General features: G+C 29.7%; 17 protein-coding genes and 1 tRNA gene. 3 read left to right on the forward strand and 15 right to left on the reverse strand.

The features are described from left to right. Positions 1 to 4: 4 nt before the first annotated feature. Together HNP35_RS06605 and HNP35_RS06610 are read right to left on the reverse strand one after the other, a co-directional pair. Positions 5 to 1150 (reverse strand): GNAT family N-acetyltransferase, encoded by a 1146-nt coding sequence (locus tag HNP35_RS06605; protein WP_184157644.1) that lies wholly within the window; start codon positions 1148 to 1150, stop codon positions 5 to 7. Between the two features lie 117 nt (positions 1151 to 1267). Beyond that, positions 1268 to 1756, reverse strand: a complete 489-nt coding sequence (locus HNP35_RS06610; protein WP_184157643.1) for a DUF1761 domain-containing protein — start codon at positions 1754 to 1756, stop codon at positions 1268 to 1270. 527 nt (positions 1757 to 2283) lie between these two features. On the opposite strand from HNP35_RS06610, the gene HNP35_RS06615 reads away from it, so the two are divergent. Further along, on the forward strand, positions 2284 to 2589 hold the full coding sequence (locus HNP35_RS06615; protein WP_184157642.1) for a hypothetical protein: 306 nt from the start codon (positions 2284 to 2286) through the stop codon (positions 2587 to 2589). Between the two features lie 113 nt (positions 2590 to 2702). On the opposite strand, the gene HNP35_RS06620 is transcribed toward HNP35_RS06615, so the two are convergent. Continuing rightward, positions 2703 to 3890 (reverse strand): exopolyphosphatase, encoded by a 1188-nt coding sequence (locus tag HNP35_RS06620; protein ID WP_246453355.1) that lies wholly within the window; start codon positions 3888 to 3890, stop codon positions 2703 to 2705. A gap of 182 nt (positions 3891 to 4072) precedes the next feature. Here HNP35_RS06620 and HNP35_RS06625 point away from each other — a divergent pair, with 182 nt between their 5' ends. Continuing rightward, a complete protein-coding gene (locus tag HNP35_RS06625) occupies positions 4073 to 4684 on the forward strand; it encodes a hypothetical protein (RefSeq protein ID WP_221433420.1) in 612 nt (203 codons plus the stop codon). Positions 4685 to 4840: 156 nt separating this feature from the next. Here the strand turns inward: HNP35_RS06625 and HNP35_RS06630 are convergent, their stop codons facing one another. The 10 genes from HNP35_RS06630 to HNP35_RS06675 form a co-directional block, all read right to left on the reverse strand. Continuing rightward, a complete protein-coding gene (locus HNP35_RS06630) occupies positions 4841 to 5710 on the reverse strand; it encodes a hypothetical protein (protein WP_184157641.1) in 870 nt (289 codons plus the stop codon). Positions 5711 to 5951: 241 nt separating this feature from the next. Continuing rightward, complete coding sequence (locus HNP35_RS06635; RefSeq protein WP_184157640.1) at positions 5952 to 7280, reverse strand: TlpA family protein disulfide reductase; 1329 nt, start codon at positions 7278 to 7280, stop codon at positions 5952 to 5954. A gap of 183 nt (positions 7281 to 7463) precedes the next feature. After that, positions 7464 to 8108, reverse strand: a complete 645-nt coding sequence (locus HNP35_RS06640) for a hypothetical protein (RefSeq protein ID WP_184157639.1) — start codon at positions 8106 to 8108, stop codon at positions 7464 to 7466. A 91-nt stretch (positions 8109 to 8199) separates the two neighbouring features. Then, positions 8200 to 8787, reverse strand: a complete 588-nt coding sequence (locus HNP35_RS06645; protein WP_184157638.1) for a hypothetical protein — start codon at positions 8785 to 8787, stop codon at positions 8200 to 8202. Positions 8788 to 9002: 215 nt separating this feature from the next. Then, positions 9003 to 9473: a hypothetical protein gene (locus HNP35_RS06650; RefSeq protein WP_184157637.1), complete on the reverse strand. Its 471-nt coding sequence runs from the start codon at positions 9471 to 9473 to the stop codon at positions 9003 to 9005. 2 nt (positions 9474 to 9475) lie between these two features. After that, positions 9476 to 10855, reverse strand: coding sequence for a hypothetical protein (locus HNP35_RS06655; RefSeq protein WP_184157636.1), 1380 nt, complete (start codon positions 10853 to 10855; stop codon positions 9476 to 9478). 303 nt (positions 10856 to 11158) lie between these two features. Beyond that, positions 11159 to 11231 (reverse strand) — tRNA-Met (locus tag HNP35_RS06660). 88 nt (positions 11232 to 11319) lie between these two features. Further along, complete coding sequence (locus HNP35_RS06665; RefSeq protein WP_184157634.1) at positions 11320 to 11847, reverse strand: DUF4269 domain-containing protein; 528 nt, start codon at positions 11845 to 11847, stop codon at positions 11320 to 11322. Further along, complete coding sequence (locus tag HNP35_RS06670) at positions 11847 to 13373, reverse strand: ArnT family glycosyltransferase (protein WP_184157632.1); 1527 nt, start codon at positions 13371 to 13373, stop codon at positions 11847 to 11849. The genes HNP35_RS06665 and HNP35_RS06670 overlap by 1 nt, the downstream gene beginning before the upstream one ends. Before the next feature lie 143 nt (positions 13374 to 13516). Next, entirely contained in the window at positions 13517 to 14065 is a 549-nt protein-coding gene (locus HNP35_RS06675; RefSeq protein WP_184159676.1) for a DUF4494 domain-containing protein, read from the reverse strand. 406 nt (positions 14066 to 14471) lie between these two features. Between HNP35_RS06675 and HNP35_RS06680 the strand changes: the two genes are divergently transcribed. After that, positions 14472 to 14717 (forward strand): hypothetical protein, encoded by a 246-nt coding sequence (locus tag HNP35_RS06680; RefSeq protein WP_184157630.1) that lies wholly within the window; start codon positions 14472 to 14474, stop codon positions 14715 to 14717. Positions 14718 to 14744: 27 nt separating this feature from the next. On the opposite strand, the gene HNP35_RS06685 is transcribed toward HNP35_RS06680, so the two are convergent. Then, on the reverse strand, positions 14745 to 15683 hold the full coding sequence (locus HNP35_RS06685) for a hypothetical protein (RefSeq protein WP_184159674.1): 939 nt from the start codon (positions 15681 to 15683) through the stop codon (positions 14745 to 14747). Positions 15684 to 15771: 88 nt separating this feature from the next. Continuing rightward, positions 15772 to 16311, reverse strand: coding sequence for a helix-turn-helix transcriptional regulator (locus tag HNP35_RS06690; RefSeq protein ID WP_184157629.1), 540 nt, complete (start codon positions 16309 to 16311; stop codon positions 15772 to 15774). Between the last annotated feature and the right edge of the window lie 159 nt (positions 16312 to 16470).

Consider the following 16470-nt stretch of genomic DNA (forward strand, 5'->3'; position numbering starts at 1 on the left):
TTCTTTATTTAAACGGATTTCTTTCCTGCCATTCTGTTTTTGGCTCTAAATAATTAAAAAATCTTGAAATGTTATGGTTTATTAGTGCATTGCTATGTGTAATTAAACCATACATTTTTAGAGGTTTAGCTCCAACAGAACTTTTAATTTCTAGTGCTGTTCTGGCAAAAACAATTTCCTTGAAACCTTTTTTTATAGAATAAGCAATCATGTCGTAAAGCATATTTAAATACAGCATTTTTTCGCGCTGAACACTTTCGTCATAACCTAAAAAATAAGTATCCATTACGTTGCCGTTTTTTATCAAAGTATTGAAACCAATTAATTTTTCATCTAAAAAATAACCGTAAAGAAGAAAATCTTCCCCCATGATTTCTTTGAAAAAGCTAAAGTGGTTTCGAGCTAGAAAAAAAGTATTAAAAGGAGCATTTTTGGCAACATGAAAATACAGATCGTAAATAATATCTTCATATTGTTTAATGTCCGAAAGAGACATTTGTTGTTTTACAATTCCTTCTGATTTTTTTCTGGCGCGCTTGTATTGGTCACGATATTTTTTAGATAAAGCATCAATATAATCTTGTTCTGTTTTCCAATTTTCATTGATTTCAAAAATCATATTGGGCTGAGTCGAAAACGTATAATTGTTTTTGAATTCTTCCTGTAAAGGTTCGATTTCTTTTGCCGTAAAATCTTTTATGCTTGTTATATGAACTTTTTTTCCGCTTTCTTTCAAGTCTTTTTTCAACTGATTTATAGCTTTGTGAAGTGTTTTTATTGCTTTTGATTGTTTGATGTTTTTATCAAAAATAAAAGCGTTTTGACCCGTAAGCATATTATTTCCCACAAATAAAACGTGAGAAGCAAAATTCTTTAAAGCAAAATTACGAACAGAAGTTTTTAAACATTTGTCTCGTTCTCCAAAAGACTCTAGTTTTTCTGCAAACAAAAATTGTGTTAAAACGATTCCGACAAGTTTAGTTTCTTCAAAAATTCCGATAAAATGGCAAGTCATATTTACTGGAGAAGAATTTTCCAGAACTTCAAGATATTCTCTTGTCAAAAAAATATTGTTTTCGGCAAGCGAATTCCATTCTGAAGGGAGCAGAGAAGCTCTTTTGTAAATTTGGAAAGAAAAAGTTGTGTTCAAGAGAGTAGACTAATTTCGTCAAAATTAGATAATAATTGTAAAAACGAGATGTCTTTAAGTTATTATTAAGAAAAACTCGTTTGATTCTTAAACCAAACGAGTTTCTATAAAGTTGTTTTATGCAAATGCACAGATAATTCCGCCCATTAAGGTTAGTGAAACCATCCAGTATCCTGCATGAATGAAAATATATTTCCAAGATTTTCTTTCGAATAAGCCATTAATTCCAATTAGCGGAAAAGCAAAAAACAGTCCAGACATAAATCCATGTAAAGCACCATGTTTGAATGTTCTATAAGCCGTACCATAGTCTGCCATAAAAGCCGCAAAAGAAGGTTTAGCGCTAGCTATTAATGGCGGTCCGCCAACCATTCCGACAGCTCCAGACTGATGAATTGTCAAAGACATTAACGTCATTGAAATCATTAAAGCAAAAATATAAGTAAACCCAAAAATCTTGAGCATATTTCCGCTTCTTAGTTGTTCTTGAGTGAAGTTGTTTTCTCTCATCCAGATAGTTCCAAATACTTTTGGGTTGTACCAGATAAAACCAACAACAAGTGTTACAACAGCCGAAATCAGGAATGCGTAAAAGTTAATTTCCATAATGTGAGGTTTTTAGAATTAGTTAGTCAAATGTAGTTAAAAATAGATTATTATGAGTATGTTTTTAAAAAGCAGTATAAGTCTTGTTAAATAAATATTTATTAACAGATTGTCGACATTATGAGTATTATATCCGTGAAATCCATAATTTAGCCGACGAATTAAGAGACAAAATCGATTGGTGAAAATTTCGATAGTTTTATTATAAATGAAAAATTGATAATAAAAGTCTTTTAGCACAAACATAACCAAAAAAATAGATTACAATTGTTACCCAAAATTAATCGTGCTTATGAATGAATTTTACACTCGTTAAACAAGTTGATTAAATATATTTAGTTAATTGCAAAACCGTAATTCGTTTACGGTTTTTTGTTTTTATAGAACATAAGTATTTAAAAAAAATAACATTTAATTTAGAAATGATTTTTTATGTTTGTTTAAATATTTCATAACTTTAATATAAGAATTTAAAGGATAAAAGCTGAGCAATCGGCTGTATTACTAACCAATTAAAAATAAAAATTATGACACTACAATATCAAGGTGAACAATACGGAAAGTCTGCAACTTTTACAATTAGAATTATTGGTAATAATTTATCAAAAAGTAGTTCAAATTATCAGATTGATCTTTTAGTAAACGACAAAAAAGTACCAACTTTTACAACAGAAATCCATCAAAGTCTTTCTAATTGCCTAAAAGAGATTTATTTGTTTAGAAAACACAACGGAATCAAATTTGACGAAGCAACAGAAAAGATTGTTTCTCTTTACGTTCCTTACGATAGAGTTTTGTTTAACTACAATAAATATGCTTTATTCAGAGCATAATTTTTCTCAAAATAAGATTAGAAAAGACCATTTTTTAAAATGGTCTTTTTTATATAAACAAAAAAAAGCTTCAGAACATTCTGAAGCTTTTTAATTTTTGAAAAGGCAAATACTTAGAAATTTGTATTTACTTTTTTAGAACGGTCTGCTATATAAGAAATTAGCCAAGTAACTTGTCCGTCTTTTACGAAATAAACCTTCTTAGAGTTTAAGTTTGGAATACCTTCTAAACAAGTAGATAAAATGTTATTTGCTGAGATAAGATATGCTTGATCGTATGTTTTTAAAACTCTTTCAGCTTCTTTGTTAGTTTTAGCAAGGTTTGTAAACTTAACGAAGTTGTTTTTTAGAATCGCATCATAATTGATAATGTCTTCCATTGTTAAAGTAACATAATGTTCTTTTACATTTTCATTGTAATAAAGCGTTGAAAAAGCCCAAACTGCACCCCCAGATAAATAGATTTTATCTTTTTTAGCCAAAAGCGGATTTGCATCAATCATTTCTTTTACTTTTTTGCGCAGAATTGGATTAAAGTCAAAAGATTTTTCCTGATAAGTTGACATATCATTTGCTTGATTTGGATTTGCTACCGTTTTCTTTACAGCATCTGTAAGTGTCATTGTTCCGAAATCTAATTCTAAAGGAATGAACTCTAATTTATTGTCGTCTCCTTCATCAATGTAACCACCTTTTGTAGTTTGAGCACCGATATCTAAAAGGAAAGCGTTGGCATAATCAACAGGAGGCATCGCGCCTTTTACCAATGTTTTAGCCTCTTCGTTAACGTTAAGAACATCTAGGTTTTTATCAGTTAACATTTTGATTTTGTTTTTTAAAACATCAACATTGCTTGCAGATGCAAAAACCGGAGCTGCTACGATAAAGATATTCTCATCAAGAATTTTATAATCTGTTCTAATTTTCTTCAATTGGTCGACAACAATAATGCTTGTTTTGTTGATGTCTTCTGGAGTAAGTTGGCCAGTAGCGCCAATATGATCTGCAAAAGGAATTCTGTCTGTCCAGAAAGAAAGAATTTTATAATCAGCTTTTCTGATATTATTTACATCAAGAACAGAAACTTTTATAGCTCTACGTCCGATTTCAATTCCAGCATAAATGCTTTTTTGAGAGAATGAATTGATAGAAAAAAATAAACTGACTAGAATAAAAAATAAAATTTGGGGATTGTTTTTTTTAAGCATTGTGTTGTAATAAAATTTAAAATAAAGAATGTTCAATAATTGGTTTTTCTCCCATTCAAAATAGGGGGCATTTGCGAGCGCAAAGATACTCATCCCAAATCATTTTTTAAATGTTGATTTTTTAAAATAATAGAAAAAGTTTGCGATTTATTTAAAACTTAACATTGAAGGACACAAAATCAAGAAATTCAGCTTCTATTATGGAAGTTTTTTTATGAAATTTGTGATGTGAATTGAATAGATTGAGAAGTTAATGGTTATTGTAAATTTACTTGATGCAAACAATTAAGAAATATTCGGTTTTAATATGTATGGTCATTTCCTTGGTTTTGATCGTAATAGCAGCCTCACTTTATCCAGGCGGTTCATTATTGGATAAAAATTCTATTGGGTTTGGCTGGTCAAAAAATTTCGTAAGCAATTTGTTTGCAGCAAAAGCCATAAATGGTTCAGAAAACTCAGGAAGAATTTGGGCAGTTATCGGAATGGCATTTCAGTCAGTTGGTTATGGTATTTTCTTTATTCATATGTCAAAAAAAATAGCTTCAAGTTGGGCTAATATTTTAAAATATATAGGTTTTGCCAACATATTATTTATTTTTCTAATTGCGACACCTTTACACGACGTCGGAACAATATCGATCGTTTTAACATTGTTTGGATTATTTACAATTACTGTATTTGTTCTAAAGTCAAAACTTCATTTTCTTAAATTTTGCTGTATTTTTTGCTTATTGACTTTTTACGGTTTCTTTATCTTATTTGGGTTTGGTTATTTGAGTTCGGCAATCATTATGCAGAAAGTATACAATGCAAGCGCGATACTTTTAGTTTTAGGATTAGAGTATTTTACCAAAAATGAAGACTTTATGCGTATTAAAAGCTAAGAACGCAGATAGTAATCTTTACATGGAAAAGAGAATCAAAAAAAGTGAAAGAAAAAAGCTCCAGATTTCTCTGAAGCTTTTAGCCCGTAATGCAGCATCCAAATAGCAAGCACGAGCGAGACGCTCACATCAGCAAGGAAGAAATTAATCTATACGTTAATTATATTTTATTTTGATTACTTTTTTATGGCCGTGATTATTTTCGGTCTTTATTTCTATCGGTAATTTTTTTTCATCATAAACTACTAAACTTGTGTTTTCACTATGTCTAGAATATTGGGATGTTTTATTGTTTTTTCTCTCAATACAATTGTTTTGATTTACAAAATCGGAGTAAAAATCGAATAACGGAGGCTGGCATATTAATGAAGTAATAAAATATTTGTCGCCATACATATTGTAAGCGATAATTTTGTTTATGCTTTCGCTATTGTCAAATTTATAATCGACAGAATGATTCGATTTAGAAGGACTTAATTGCTCCATATTTACAATATTTCCATTTTGCATAGTGTATTGATAGCTTGCTCCCTTAGTGGTTTTTTTTAAGATATTGCCATTCATTTCATAAGTGTTTTTTTGCACGTATCTGCTATTATCAATATTACCAGAAAAATCAATATTACCAGAAGAACTTTCTACTGTATAATGATCAGCATCTTTAATACTGTAAGTAATTACCGTTTTTCCCCAAGGTTTAAACTCCGATGCACCATTTTTTTTTCCTGTTCTAATAATTTCAATTAAGTAACCATCGTCATTATACTTGAAATATGCGTCTTGAATCTCGCCATCATCGTAAGTATTCGATTCTTTTTCTAGTAATCCTTTTTGATTATACGAAAAATAAATTGGCTTTTTCTTCTCGACGTTTTTCGAAATTAATTTACCATTTTCAAATTTATAAGATGTAGTTTCTGATTCATTATAAGTTGTGATATCTTCTATAGATTCAATTTGCCGTTTGCTTTTTTGACAATACGCTATTGAAGAAATTAAAAAAATAAGAAGTAAAGTTTTTTTCATGTTTTGCGATGTTTTTTATTAATTGGGGTTTTAAATTTTTATATGTTTCGAAGTAAAAATATAAGAAAATTAGTGTTTTTACAAACTAAACAAAAATCAACCTGATTACTCCAATATTTGGACAACGATAACGCATATTTGTTATCTGTGACCTTAGAGAGAATCAGAGAAAAGGTAAGACAAAAAAAGCTTCAGATTTCTCTGAAGCTTTATTGGTGATGTTATAAACTCATTTCTAGAATTATATTTTTAGGCTGTTGAATAATTCAATAAGTTTAGGATCTGAAGGTTTTGGTGCTCGTGCGTTAACAATATTTCCATTGGGATCAAGAAGAATAAATGTTGGAACGCCATTAATGCCATAATCTTTTATGATTTTTGAATTCCATTCATTTTCGGCCAATAATTGAATCCCGCCCAATTGTTTTTCTGTGACAAATTTGCTCCATTTAGGTTGATCCTCCATTGAATCGATTGAAATGCTTATAAATTCAATATTTTTTCCTTTGTATTGTTCTTCGACTTTCTGAAGAAATGGAATTTCTTTAACACAAGGAGCGCACCAAGTTGCCCAAAAATCAATATAAATATATTTTCCCTTTAAGTCTTCGAGAGAAGTTTTTCCTCCTTTTTGATTTTCATAATTAAATGTTGGCGAGGGTTTTCCTGGCTTTAATGCATTTGTCAAATTATAATTTGTAGTCAATTTTTGTTTGATGAGCGGATCGTTTGTAATCGATAAAAATTCCTCATATATTTTTTCATAATTTGTATTTGCAATGCTTACATCGCTTGCCGAACGTTCTATCAACCGATTTTTTATGCTTTGAGTTTTTAATGCTTTAATTTTCGGAATTGCATTTTTAGCCGTAACATAAAAACTATCTTCATCTGCTTTTACATTTTCATAGAATTTATATAGAGCAAGTTCTTGATATTCGTTTGAAAATAAAAAATCGGAATCATTATCCAGATTGATTGTTTCATCAATCTTTGGGTACGTTTCAGAAACTTTAGAATGGTATTTCGTATAGAAATATAAGTGTTTTTGTTCTAAGTAATAAATGCTTTTGGCTTCTTTTTCTTTGAAACTGACATTAGTAAATTTTGTTTTACTGTATAAGTTGTTGACAGAAGTTTTTATTTCCTGAAGTTTTTTCAGGAATTCGTTTTCACTAAGCTTGTAAAGTTCCCTGTCTGGAGTTGCAGAAGTTATAAGTTGTTTTTTTGCTAAATATTGATTTTCTATGTTTCCATTGCCAGTAAATTTCAAAGTTGACGACAAGTTTAAATCGTCAGCATTTATTACCAATTTGGAATTTTTGCCTAGGTATATTTGGAAACTATTCCTAGTAGTTTCAATTGTATAAATATGATCAGATTCTAATCCTAAATTTTCCGAAAAACTGCCATCTGGTTTTAGCTTGATTTCTTTGTCAAATAATTCTCCTTTAATTCTAATTGTTTTGTTTTCGGCATTTATAATTTTGCCAGAAACAGTTGTTGCTTTTTCGGGAGTAGTGAAGGAGTATAAAATAGCAATTAGCAATAAAAGCAAGTTTTTTTTCATTTTTGGTCGTTTAGATAGTTATTTTTTGAAATCAAATACTGATTAAAAATAGGAATTATTTTTTTATGAACTAATATGTACGATTGTATTTGCTTGTTTTTCAGTAAACAAAAAAGCTTCAGATTTCTCTGAAGCTTTTTTTATAGCGGAAAGTATTGAAAAATCTAAACAATTTTTCGGGACTTAATGTAATTCGTAGCTTGGAATCTCTTGAACAACAATCCATTTATTTTTTGTTTTTTTCATTACTACCACTTTTGAATTAGAAAATCCAAAAAATGGAGTTCGTGCGGCATGAAATTGAAAGACTAAATATTTTTTGTCATATATAATTGGCTCCGATATACCAAAAACAGGTAAAAAATTAGGTAAATTATTTATTTCTACATCATCTGCATTATTTGAATTGGAAACAAAACGAACATAAGATATGAATTTTATCTTATCAAACTCTAGATCAGTTTTTGTCCATTGCCTATCAGTAATGTCAGGTAAAATATATTTTTTACTATCATAAAATTTATTTTTCATAATCTTATAAGCCCTATCATTAAATAAAGGTCTTGTAGCTCCACCGTATAATTCATTATAGTCTGCCTTTTCATTTTCTGGTCTAGGAAATTGTCCTTCAAAAAATTTTAAAGTTATATTAGGGTTCAATTTTTCACTAATCACTATAATTTCACTTGTTTTATCTTTGATTTGCGAATTTAAATATTGGTTTATTACATCAAAAGAATCACGTGCAGTCAAAGTTTTATTTGTATCCTTTTGGGCATATATTAAACAGCAATAAAAAGTTATTAATAATATAAAAATATTTTTCATTATCATTCTTTTATTAATTACATCGCTTACAAAAGGTTTTCAAATCCGCGCTATCGTTACGAAAATAAATCTGTGAGATTGGGTTATGTAATTAGTTGTAAATGTAATCCCCGACTATTTTAGCAACTTCCCATTTATTTTTGTTTTTTTTCATAATGACAACTTGAGAAGTGCCGCTACTCTCAAAATATATTTTTAGATAGTAAAACATAATGTATTTTTTATTGTGGTAATACATTGGTTCAGACAGAATAATCATTTCATTAATTTTACTGTTCTTGTACTTTTTTAGAAAAGACTCTTTTAATGTTAAGCCGGTTCCTTTTTCTAAAATGAAATTATAATTAGGAAAATCTTCTTTTTTCCAATACTTTTTTAAAGTATCACCAGCATAATCAGTGTACATTTTTTTCCAGTATTTCTCGACAAATAACCCGTAAGTATAGTCTGTCGGATCTGTTAGATTAATAGTATGCTCACTTCCTTCACCGCCATTAAAAATTCTTAGAGCTTGTTTGTTTAATTCTTTATCACTCTGTAAAATATACACTTTATTCTTATTCAGATTTTGAGTGTCTAAAAATTTATTTATGGGATCATAATTTTCCACATATAAGTTACTTGAACAAGATAAAAGGAAAAAAGGAATTACTAAAAATATTTTTTTTAAGTATGTCATAATATTTACCTTTTGCAAGGTGTACCTATTGGCGTATTAATACCGTATATAGATCCTAATTTTTCAGTATTAATTCTATTGCGAATTCTTTCTCGGTCATTATAATTTTTATGATTGGGGTCATTAGGATAATTTTCGTTGAAAATCACAGTTCCAGTAAGTCCTCCCCATGCCAGATCGAGATAGACCTGATTTTACACATCGGTTTATTTTAATTAAAAACTAGAGTTTTCCCAATTAACTTCATACTTGACTATCTTATTTGTACTTATTTTTTCAATAATGAAAATTTTATAAAATGATTGATATCCTGCTGGAGGATAAACAAGTTTAATTTTATTTTTCCTTTCGATTTCTTCTTTTTTAGCTTTAAAAAATTTATATGCATCATTTTCTAAGTCATCAGGTTTTTCTAATTTTATTTTTTCTAAAAAATCAATAGAATAAGTAGAGGCTTTATTTTTTTGTGGATTATACTTAAAGTGTTCTTTTTTAATTTTAAAGTAAATTTGAGCATTATCGGTTGTCTTTATGTTATCATCTTTACTTGAATCAAACATGAGATATTTTATAGGTTTTAAATATTTTTCTCCTCCTTTGTAAAAAGAAAAGTAATCATTAGATTTTGTTTGTGCGCTAATAAAATTAATAGTTAGCAATATTAATAAGTAGATATTTTTTGTCATAATTAATTACATTTTGAAGGGCCATTGTAAAAATTCTCATTAATCAAATTAGTGATTTTAATTTTCTCTGAAGCAGGTAAATTATCCCATGCTAAAGTAGTGTTATTGCTGTCTAATTTTCCTAAACCTAACCAAGTGATGGCTTCGTATGTTGATCTTGGAAGTCTATTGCCGTCAAATTGTTGAATAATATCAGCTAGAGTATTTCGGTAATGATTTGCCATCATTTCATGGTTCCATGTTGGTTTATATCTTTTAAAGTAGTAATCATACAAGCCTGGAAAATTATCTTTCATAGAATTAATATAATTTATTTGCTGTTGTGGAGTCATATTACTGCCATCAGGTGTTAAAGTACCTATCTGTGCAGCTGATAACATTTTTCGGTATATCTCAGCATGAATTATTTCGTGAGCAAATACTGTTGCTGCACCTAAATCTGATAAATTATTTAAATTGCTATTGCTTATTTGAATTTCTGTTACAAAATTTATAGGTAATTGAGTTTCTCCATATACATTTGAAGCTAGGTTATTGTTAATAGTTAATTTAAGATGACTTACTGTAAACTCTCCGTCAAATTTTTTTATTGCATTTTCAAATCCCGAACTCGAATTTTTTAATTGTTCAAAGATACATTTTGCTTTTCCTTTTAGTTCATCAATAATTTGTGCCATGGGTGGTGCAGTAATACCATTACCATTGCCTCCACCGCCTGTAGAATCCCAAGACATTCCTGATCCTCCACCGCCTACAGGGCTCCAGCCCATACTTGTGCCTGAATTACCCCAAATCATATCCCAGTCAGTACCGTTTGTAAGTTTAGGTTTAGCAGGAATAATTACTTCTTTTAAATCTATATTTGTTTTTGAAGTTAAAGATGTTGCTGTGCTACTTTTTACATATTGGGTTTCAATAATTCCATCTTCTGCTCTAAACCCGTTAATGAAATCGCCCTCGAGTGAGTAAATAAAAATGTTTCCAGTAAATAGTCCAAAAATAAGCTTCTCATCAGCTTGCATACTGTAAATAACGCTTCTTATTTCATCATCAATTTTCACAACTAAAACACGATCGTTTCGAACTTCATTATTTGTTGTAAAAGGAATTACGGTTAATAGCTGGTCACTACCGTTTATTTTTTCCTGTGTTGCTTTATCGAATTCAAGACTACTTATTTCACCGTTTGATAATTTAGCTGAAGAACTATTGGTTGGCTTTGTTAAGAATGCTTTTGCATCACTGATGCTTACAGTCTTAATATTGTTCTGTTTTTGCTCTGTTATATTTTCACTGTCCTGACAATTAGTTAATATCAATGTCAGAACAAAAAGAAATGCTTTCTTTGTAAATTTTAATTTCTTTGGTTTGTTGTTGTTCATATTTATTACAGTTTTTTCTTTCTAAAATCAAAAGTATACATTTCATATATTAAAAGCAATTGATTGGTAATTCTTGTTAATTTTTTTAATGGTTGAGTTACTAGAATTTAAACAATTATAAATTCCTTTATTCTAGCATTTTTTTTTAATATACTAAGAAAGACTACACATTGTTTTAAAAAAAAATAGAATTTAATGTTAATCCCTGCTAGCGTGAGCGTCTCGCTCGTGAACGCAAAGATGATATTGATAAAGATAGTTAAAACAAAAAAAGCTCCAGATTTCTCTGAAGCTTTTTACTTGTAGCGGGAACAGGACTCGAACCTGTGACCTTCGGGTTATGAGCCCGACGAGCTGCCTACTGCTCTATCCCGCGATGTTTCGGGTGCAAAGATACACACTAAATGCGGTTTTGCAAGCTATTTTTGTAATTTATTTTTTAAAATTGATTTAAAACGCAGATTTTATTGAACTTTAAAGTCTAGCAATTCCTCGTAAACATTTCCTTTTAAGCCTAATAACAGACCAAAAGCGGGTTCGGTTTTTAGGCCGCTTTCTTTTAATTTAATAATCTCTAATCGGAAGTTTTCGTCTTTTGACTGAAGAATTTGAGCTTCAACAAGCATATGTCTGTAGCCATTTTGCTCTTGAGTTGGAGTGTTTTGTCCGAAAATTTCAATTTCAAAATCGTCAAGATAAAAGTTTGCAATAACAGATTCTTGATTATTTATGAGATTTTCTCGAATGGTGAAATTGTTTTCTTTTGAGAATAAATCTTTAATCTTTTCAACGAATTCAAGCTTGTTTTTCCAATAACAAATAATATCCAAGTCACTGTTTTCTACGTCAATATTTATCGGAATTGTGCCAACTAAAATAGGATCAAAGTCAGATAGATTTTCTAAAATATTATACTTAGTTAAAACTTCAAATGAAGCTTGCTGTTTCAGATTTCCTGTTTTTAAATATGAAATATCTGTAAAATCAGTCATTACTTTTTATAATTTTTCTCTTCTTTAATTTCTTCTTCTAATCGTTTGTTGATGTCGATTTTGGCATTCGTAAAAATAAAAATAGTCGTTCCGTATTCTCTTGCATATTGGTTTGTAATTTTACCGCCAATAAATCCTTTTTCAAAATACGGACTTGTTTCTTTAAGTTCTTCGTTGTTTTCATCAAATTCTTTAACTCGAATAAGATTTTTGTATTGAATTTTAAGATTAAACCAATTTACATAATCGGCATTAAAAGAAACTGCTTTAATTCCTTTTTCAGAATAATAATTAATCGCGCCGGCTTGTCCGTAATTATCACAAAGGACAATAGTTTCTTTTTTGTTTGGAATTAAAGTATACAAAGAATCTGTTTTTCTTGCCAACTCTTTCCAGCCCAACATATCGGCAAAATCCTGCGGTAATTGATGATCTTTTCCGTCTTCCCAACGAAGCATTCCAAGTTTTTGATATTTCTCTGAATGCGAAACTATATATTCTGGACTTTTATTAGGAAAAGCAATATTGTACATCGGGATAAATAGTAAAATCGGAATGATAATAAAAATAGGTTTTAAATACCTTTTCCAACCTTCATCTAAAACCTCAGACAGAAAAACAGCACCAAAAGCAATGTAAATAGGATAAAGGCCAATTACATAATACGCTTTGGCTTTGAAGTAAATAAATATGAAAAGAGTAAAAACAAACGAAGCAAAAAAGACTTGGAATTTTTTGAGCGGTTTATAAAAAATCACAGCATAAAGTCCGGCCAAAATAACCAATAAACCACCAATGAAAAATAGAATCTGTTCTTTTATAAAACTTCCTAAATCAACATTTACCAATTGTGTTTCTGCCAATTCTTTCATATGATGCACGATTGGAAACTGATTTCGGTATTGCCAAACCAGATTAGGGAGAATTAGCATTATGCCAAAAATTAAAGCAAAATAAAACTGCTTTTTAATTAACATTTTTCTTTGACTAGAAAGTATAATGGCAGGAAATAATCCGAATAATAGAAATACGATATTGTATTTGTTTAAAAATCCAAAAGCAAAAATAATGGCTCCAAAATAAATCCATTTCGTGTCTTCCGAAACTATGTATTGAATTAAAACATAATAAACTGCAGTCCAGCATAAAACATCTAGAGAGTTCGGCTGATACAGCATATTAAGTCTAAGCAGACAAGAAAACAAAACACATAAAGCGCCTAGAATTAAAGCATAAAGATTTCCTTTTAACAATTCGATTGTTTTCCAGACAAGCAAAAGCGTCAAAGCGCCAAATAGGGCAGGGAAGAACTTAACCCAGAAAACAGAATTTCCGAGAAGTAAAATAATACACGAAAACCACGAAGTTACAGGCGGAACCGATAAAAACCCCCAAGCCGTATGATGCGCTTGATCGAGATGAAGATATTCGTCGCGCTGTAAATCGTATTCGGGACTAATTAAAACATATTGCAGAATAAATTTTAAGAGAATAAACCCAATTAAAATCAGTTTTTTTTTGGTCATGAAGTCGTTGGTTTGCGGTAAGTGGTTTCAAGTCAGTTTAATGGTATTACGAATATAAGATTTATTTTGATTGAAAAACGATGAAAACGCTGTTATAGCAAATAAAAAAAGCTCCAGATTTCTCTGAAGCTTTAGTTGAATTTTTATTCTTCTATTGCAGTTTCAAATTCCATGTGATCTACAATTTCTGTTTCTGGTTTGTCTGGTTTAGAAGCTTTTAAAGCATTAAATCTTTCTAACATTTCGGTTTCTCCTTCTTCACCGCTGAAATAAGGAAAAACATCCATAATTGGTGTTTCTGAAATAGACGGAATAGAATATTCTCCCATCGTATTTTTCATTATATGAATTGTGTTGTCATAAGCTTCGCGCACATCATTTGCTTGAACCAGCATATACATGCTTGTTTTTCTTTCCTTACCACTTTCTTCATCATAAGCAATTAAAGTGATTTTAGATTTAAACCATCTGTCCGCATTTTCAAAAGGATGGATTTCGGCATAATTTGCCACTTTAATAGCCGTGATTTTAAATTCTTCACTAATGTAAGCGGCCATTTCTTCATTAATCCTTTTTTCAGCTTCTGTGTAAGACAAAGCGTCAACCAAATACGGTTCTGTTAATACTTTTTGTCCGCCAGTTTCATCTGTTTTTCTATATTTTACTTTGCATTCGTACCAAACTACGCTCATCTCTTTTAAATTTTTAAGGATGCCAAAGATAAATTTTACAGGAAAATAAATAGTTAAATATCGAAATAGATATTCACAATTTTGAGTGTTTTTTGGTAATCTTTTGAATGCCTGAAAGTTGTGTTTTTTTTCTTCAGAAAGTTTTGTAATCGCATTCATTCCTTTTAATTATAAAAAACTGAAAATATTTTTTGAGTGTAAATATTTGTAATTCAATTGTTTATTTTTTTTAATAATTGAATTCCCTAAAAAAATGAATTTTCCTTAAAACCAAATATTCGAATTCAACGTAATTGGGGAAATACAGTGGTTGGGAATGAGGCAAATTCAAAAGATAGTAGTTTTTGGAAGAACAGAATCTTACAGCATTCCTAGCCATTTTTTTTTATAATTTGAAGCAGTATTTATGACAGGAAAATTAAACGTTCAGAAGTTAAAAGAAACTTTAAAATATCTAGAAAGCAAAGATCGTGAATTAAAAAATCAAGGTCAAAATGATACGCGCAGTCTTGAATCAATGATAAAATATTTGAAAAAAGACATGATTGAGCAATATAATTTAGATGATCATCATGTTACGATAAAACAAGAAATAAAAGATACGCAGACTTTTATTGAGAACGTAAAAAGAATTATTTCGGTTAATATATAAGTTCGCTTTTAAGGTCAAATTATACTTTTATTCCAGTTTAAATTTTTGGTTTTTGCAATCGAGAGTCAGTTTATGGTTGAGGAAAAGTTTGTTTCCAATCATGCCCTGCATTCCTGAACGTTTCATTAAGAATTTTTGCAAGTCCGATGTGCCTTCAATATGCGTAACTTCCGAAAGATTTAATTCTAAATTTCCGAACAGGATTTTCTTTTTCGCGGAAGCGGAAAAAACCGACAATGTATTTCCCCAAGAATTTCCTTTTTCAGTTTTTATTTTACTGTTTGTATTTTTATATTTTTTCCAAACTTCTTTTGTTGTAATCAATTCGTAACCGCTTGTTCCAGAATCATAAAGCAACTTTAAATTTTCATTTTCTACTTTTGCCGAAATTAAAATTTTACGTTTTTTGAATTCAAAATCCACGAAGTTTTTTTCCTGAATTTGTTCCGTAAAAGAACATTTATTATTCTTAAAATCTAAAACAGTAATCCGTTTTTCTAATAAATCGGTTCCAATCGTTCCGATTATATTCTCGGCATTTGGATCTTCAAAATCTACTTTATTTCCATAATTTAAAACTTCGAAATTGCTAGAAATTATATCCATTTTTCCAATTGTAAAATGTGTCGCAATTTGATTTTTTTCAGAATTGAAATGCAGTTGATTTTGATGCTTTTTTGAAATCGATTCTAATGCATTTTTATAGAAAACAGTAATTGGCGAACCAGAATCAAATTGCATGTAAAACGTTTGATTAATTCCCTCTAGTTTTATTGGAAAAAGTAATGCAGAATGTAGATTTTCATCGGAAGAAATCCATTTCATCGGAATATTTTCTGCTGTTCCAGAAACGGTTAAATAATTTTCTGGCGGAGTGAATTTCTTTTGGAAATAAAAATATCCTCCCAACAAAAATAAAACGATTATAACTAAACTGGCGATTGCAATTTTCTTCAATATTTTCATGTCTAAATTTTTCTGCAAGATTCGGGTTTTGATTCCGATTTGAGCGAAAAAACTAGGCGACAGTTTTACGACAGTTTTGTGACTTTAGCTATAAGAAGTTGTTTTTCAGTTTTATAGATAATTCTTGTTTTTGATTTAAACTGATTCCGTTTATTAAAACAACAATTAATTTTAAGCAAAGAGAACCAATTAACGGCACAAGAAAAAGAGGAAATTGCAAAGAAAAAGCCTTTTGAAGAAATGGGCTTACAATAAGTAAAATGGCAAGCGAAAGACTCAAAATGATTTGAACGCTTACTAGTTGTTTTCCGATTTCTTTGGTTTTAGAATCTTTACTTTTATTGGTTAAAATTAACGGTACTATAATGCTTCCAAACGGAATTACAGAGCCCATCATAATAGAAATGTTGATGATTTTGGCTCTTTCTACATCGAAAAAATCGGCTTTGTCAAAAAGATTTTCTGGTGTTGTTTCTAAAGTTTGCGCAATGGTTTTTAAAGTAAATCCTTTTAAGATATTACCTGCTTCAATTCGCTGAATCGTTCTTAACGAAAGTCCAGATTTTTCGGCAAGTTCATTTTGAGTCATGTTTTTTTCTTCCCTCAAAAATTTAACTTTATTCTTCATTGCTTTTTGAATGTGGTTGAGGAACGAAATTATAAAAAAGTTTAATCAATTGGATATGCCAGAAAGTGTTTGTTTTTTGAAGTGAAATGGGAGTTTTAATAAAAAATTAAGTTTTTTTCTTTAACAAAAATTACTAACTTGTTGTAGAATAAATGATTC

The sequence above is a fragment of the Flavobacterium notoginsengisoli genome, assembly GCF_014207905.1.
GTDB classification, from domain to species: Bacteria; Bacteroidota; Bacteroidia; order Flavobacteriales; family Flavobacteriaceae; genus Flavobacterium; species Flavobacterium notoginsengisoli_A.

Bases quoted from the DNA above. Each gene is read 5' to 3' on its own strand.
- HNP35_RS06630 (WP_184157641.1), bottom strand. From the start codon at position 5,710: ATGAAAAAAACTTTACTTCTTATTTTTTTAATTTCTTCAATAGCGTAT.
- HNP35_RS06635 (WP_184157640.1), bottom strand. From the start codon at position 7,280: ATGAAAAAAAACTTGCTTTTATTGCTAATTGCTATTTTATACTCCTTC.
- HNP35_RS06680 (WP_184157630.1), top strand. From the start codon at position 14,472: ATGACAGGAAAATTAAACGTTCAGAAGTTAAAAGAAACTTTAAAATAT.
- HNP35_RS06640 (WP_184157639.1), bottom strand. From the start codon at position 8,108: ATGAAAAATATTTTTATATTATTAATAACTTTTTATTGCTGTTTAATA.
- HNP35_RS06610 (WP_184157643.1), bottom strand. From the start codon at position 1,756: ATGGAAATTAACTTTTACGCATTCCTGATTTCGGCTGTTGTAACACTT.
- HNP35_RS06690 (WP_184157629.1), bottom strand. From the start codon at position 16,311: ATGAAGAATAAAGTTAAATTTTTGAGGGAAGAAAAAAACATGACTCAA.
- HNP35_RS06645 (WP_184157638.1), bottom strand. From the start codon at position 8,787: ATGACATACTTAAAAAAAATATTTTTAGTAATTCCTTTTTTCCTTTTA.
- HNP35_RS06620 (WP_246453355.1), bottom strand. From the start codon at position 3,890: ATGAGTATCTTTGCGCTCGCAAATGCCCCCTATTTTGAATGGGAGAAA.
- HNP35_RS06615 (WP_184157642.1), top strand. From the start codon at position 2,284: ATGACACTACAATATCAAGGTGAACAATACGGAAAGTCTGCAACTTTT.
- HNP35_RS06650 (WP_184157637.1), bottom strand. From the start codon at position 9,473: ATGACAAAAAATATCTACTTATTAATATTGCTAACTATTAATTTTATT.
- HNP35_RS06685 (WP_184159674.1), bottom strand. From the start codon at position 15,683: ATGAAAATATTGAAGAAAATTGCAATCGCCAGTTTAGTTATAATCGTT.
- HNP35_RS06655 (WP_184157636.1), bottom strand. From the start codon at position 10,855: ATGAACAACAACAAACCAAAGAAATTAAAATTTACAAAGAAAGCATTT.
- HNP35_RS06675 (WP_184159676.1), bottom strand. From the start codon at position 14,065: ATGAGCGTAGTTTGGTACGAATGCAAAGTAAAATATAGAAAAACAGAT.
- HNP35_RS06665 (WP_184157634.1), bottom strand. From the start codon at position 11,847: ATGACTGATTTTACAGATATTTCATATTTAAAAACAGGAAATCTGAAA.
- HNP35_RS06670 (WP_184157632.1), bottom strand. From the start codon at position 13,373: ATGACCAAAAAAAAACTGATTTTAATTGGGTTTATTCTCTTAAAATTT.
- HNP35_RS06625 (WP_221433420.1), top strand. From the start codon at position 4,073: ATGCAAACAATTAAGAAATATTCGGTTTTAATATGTATGGTCATTTCC.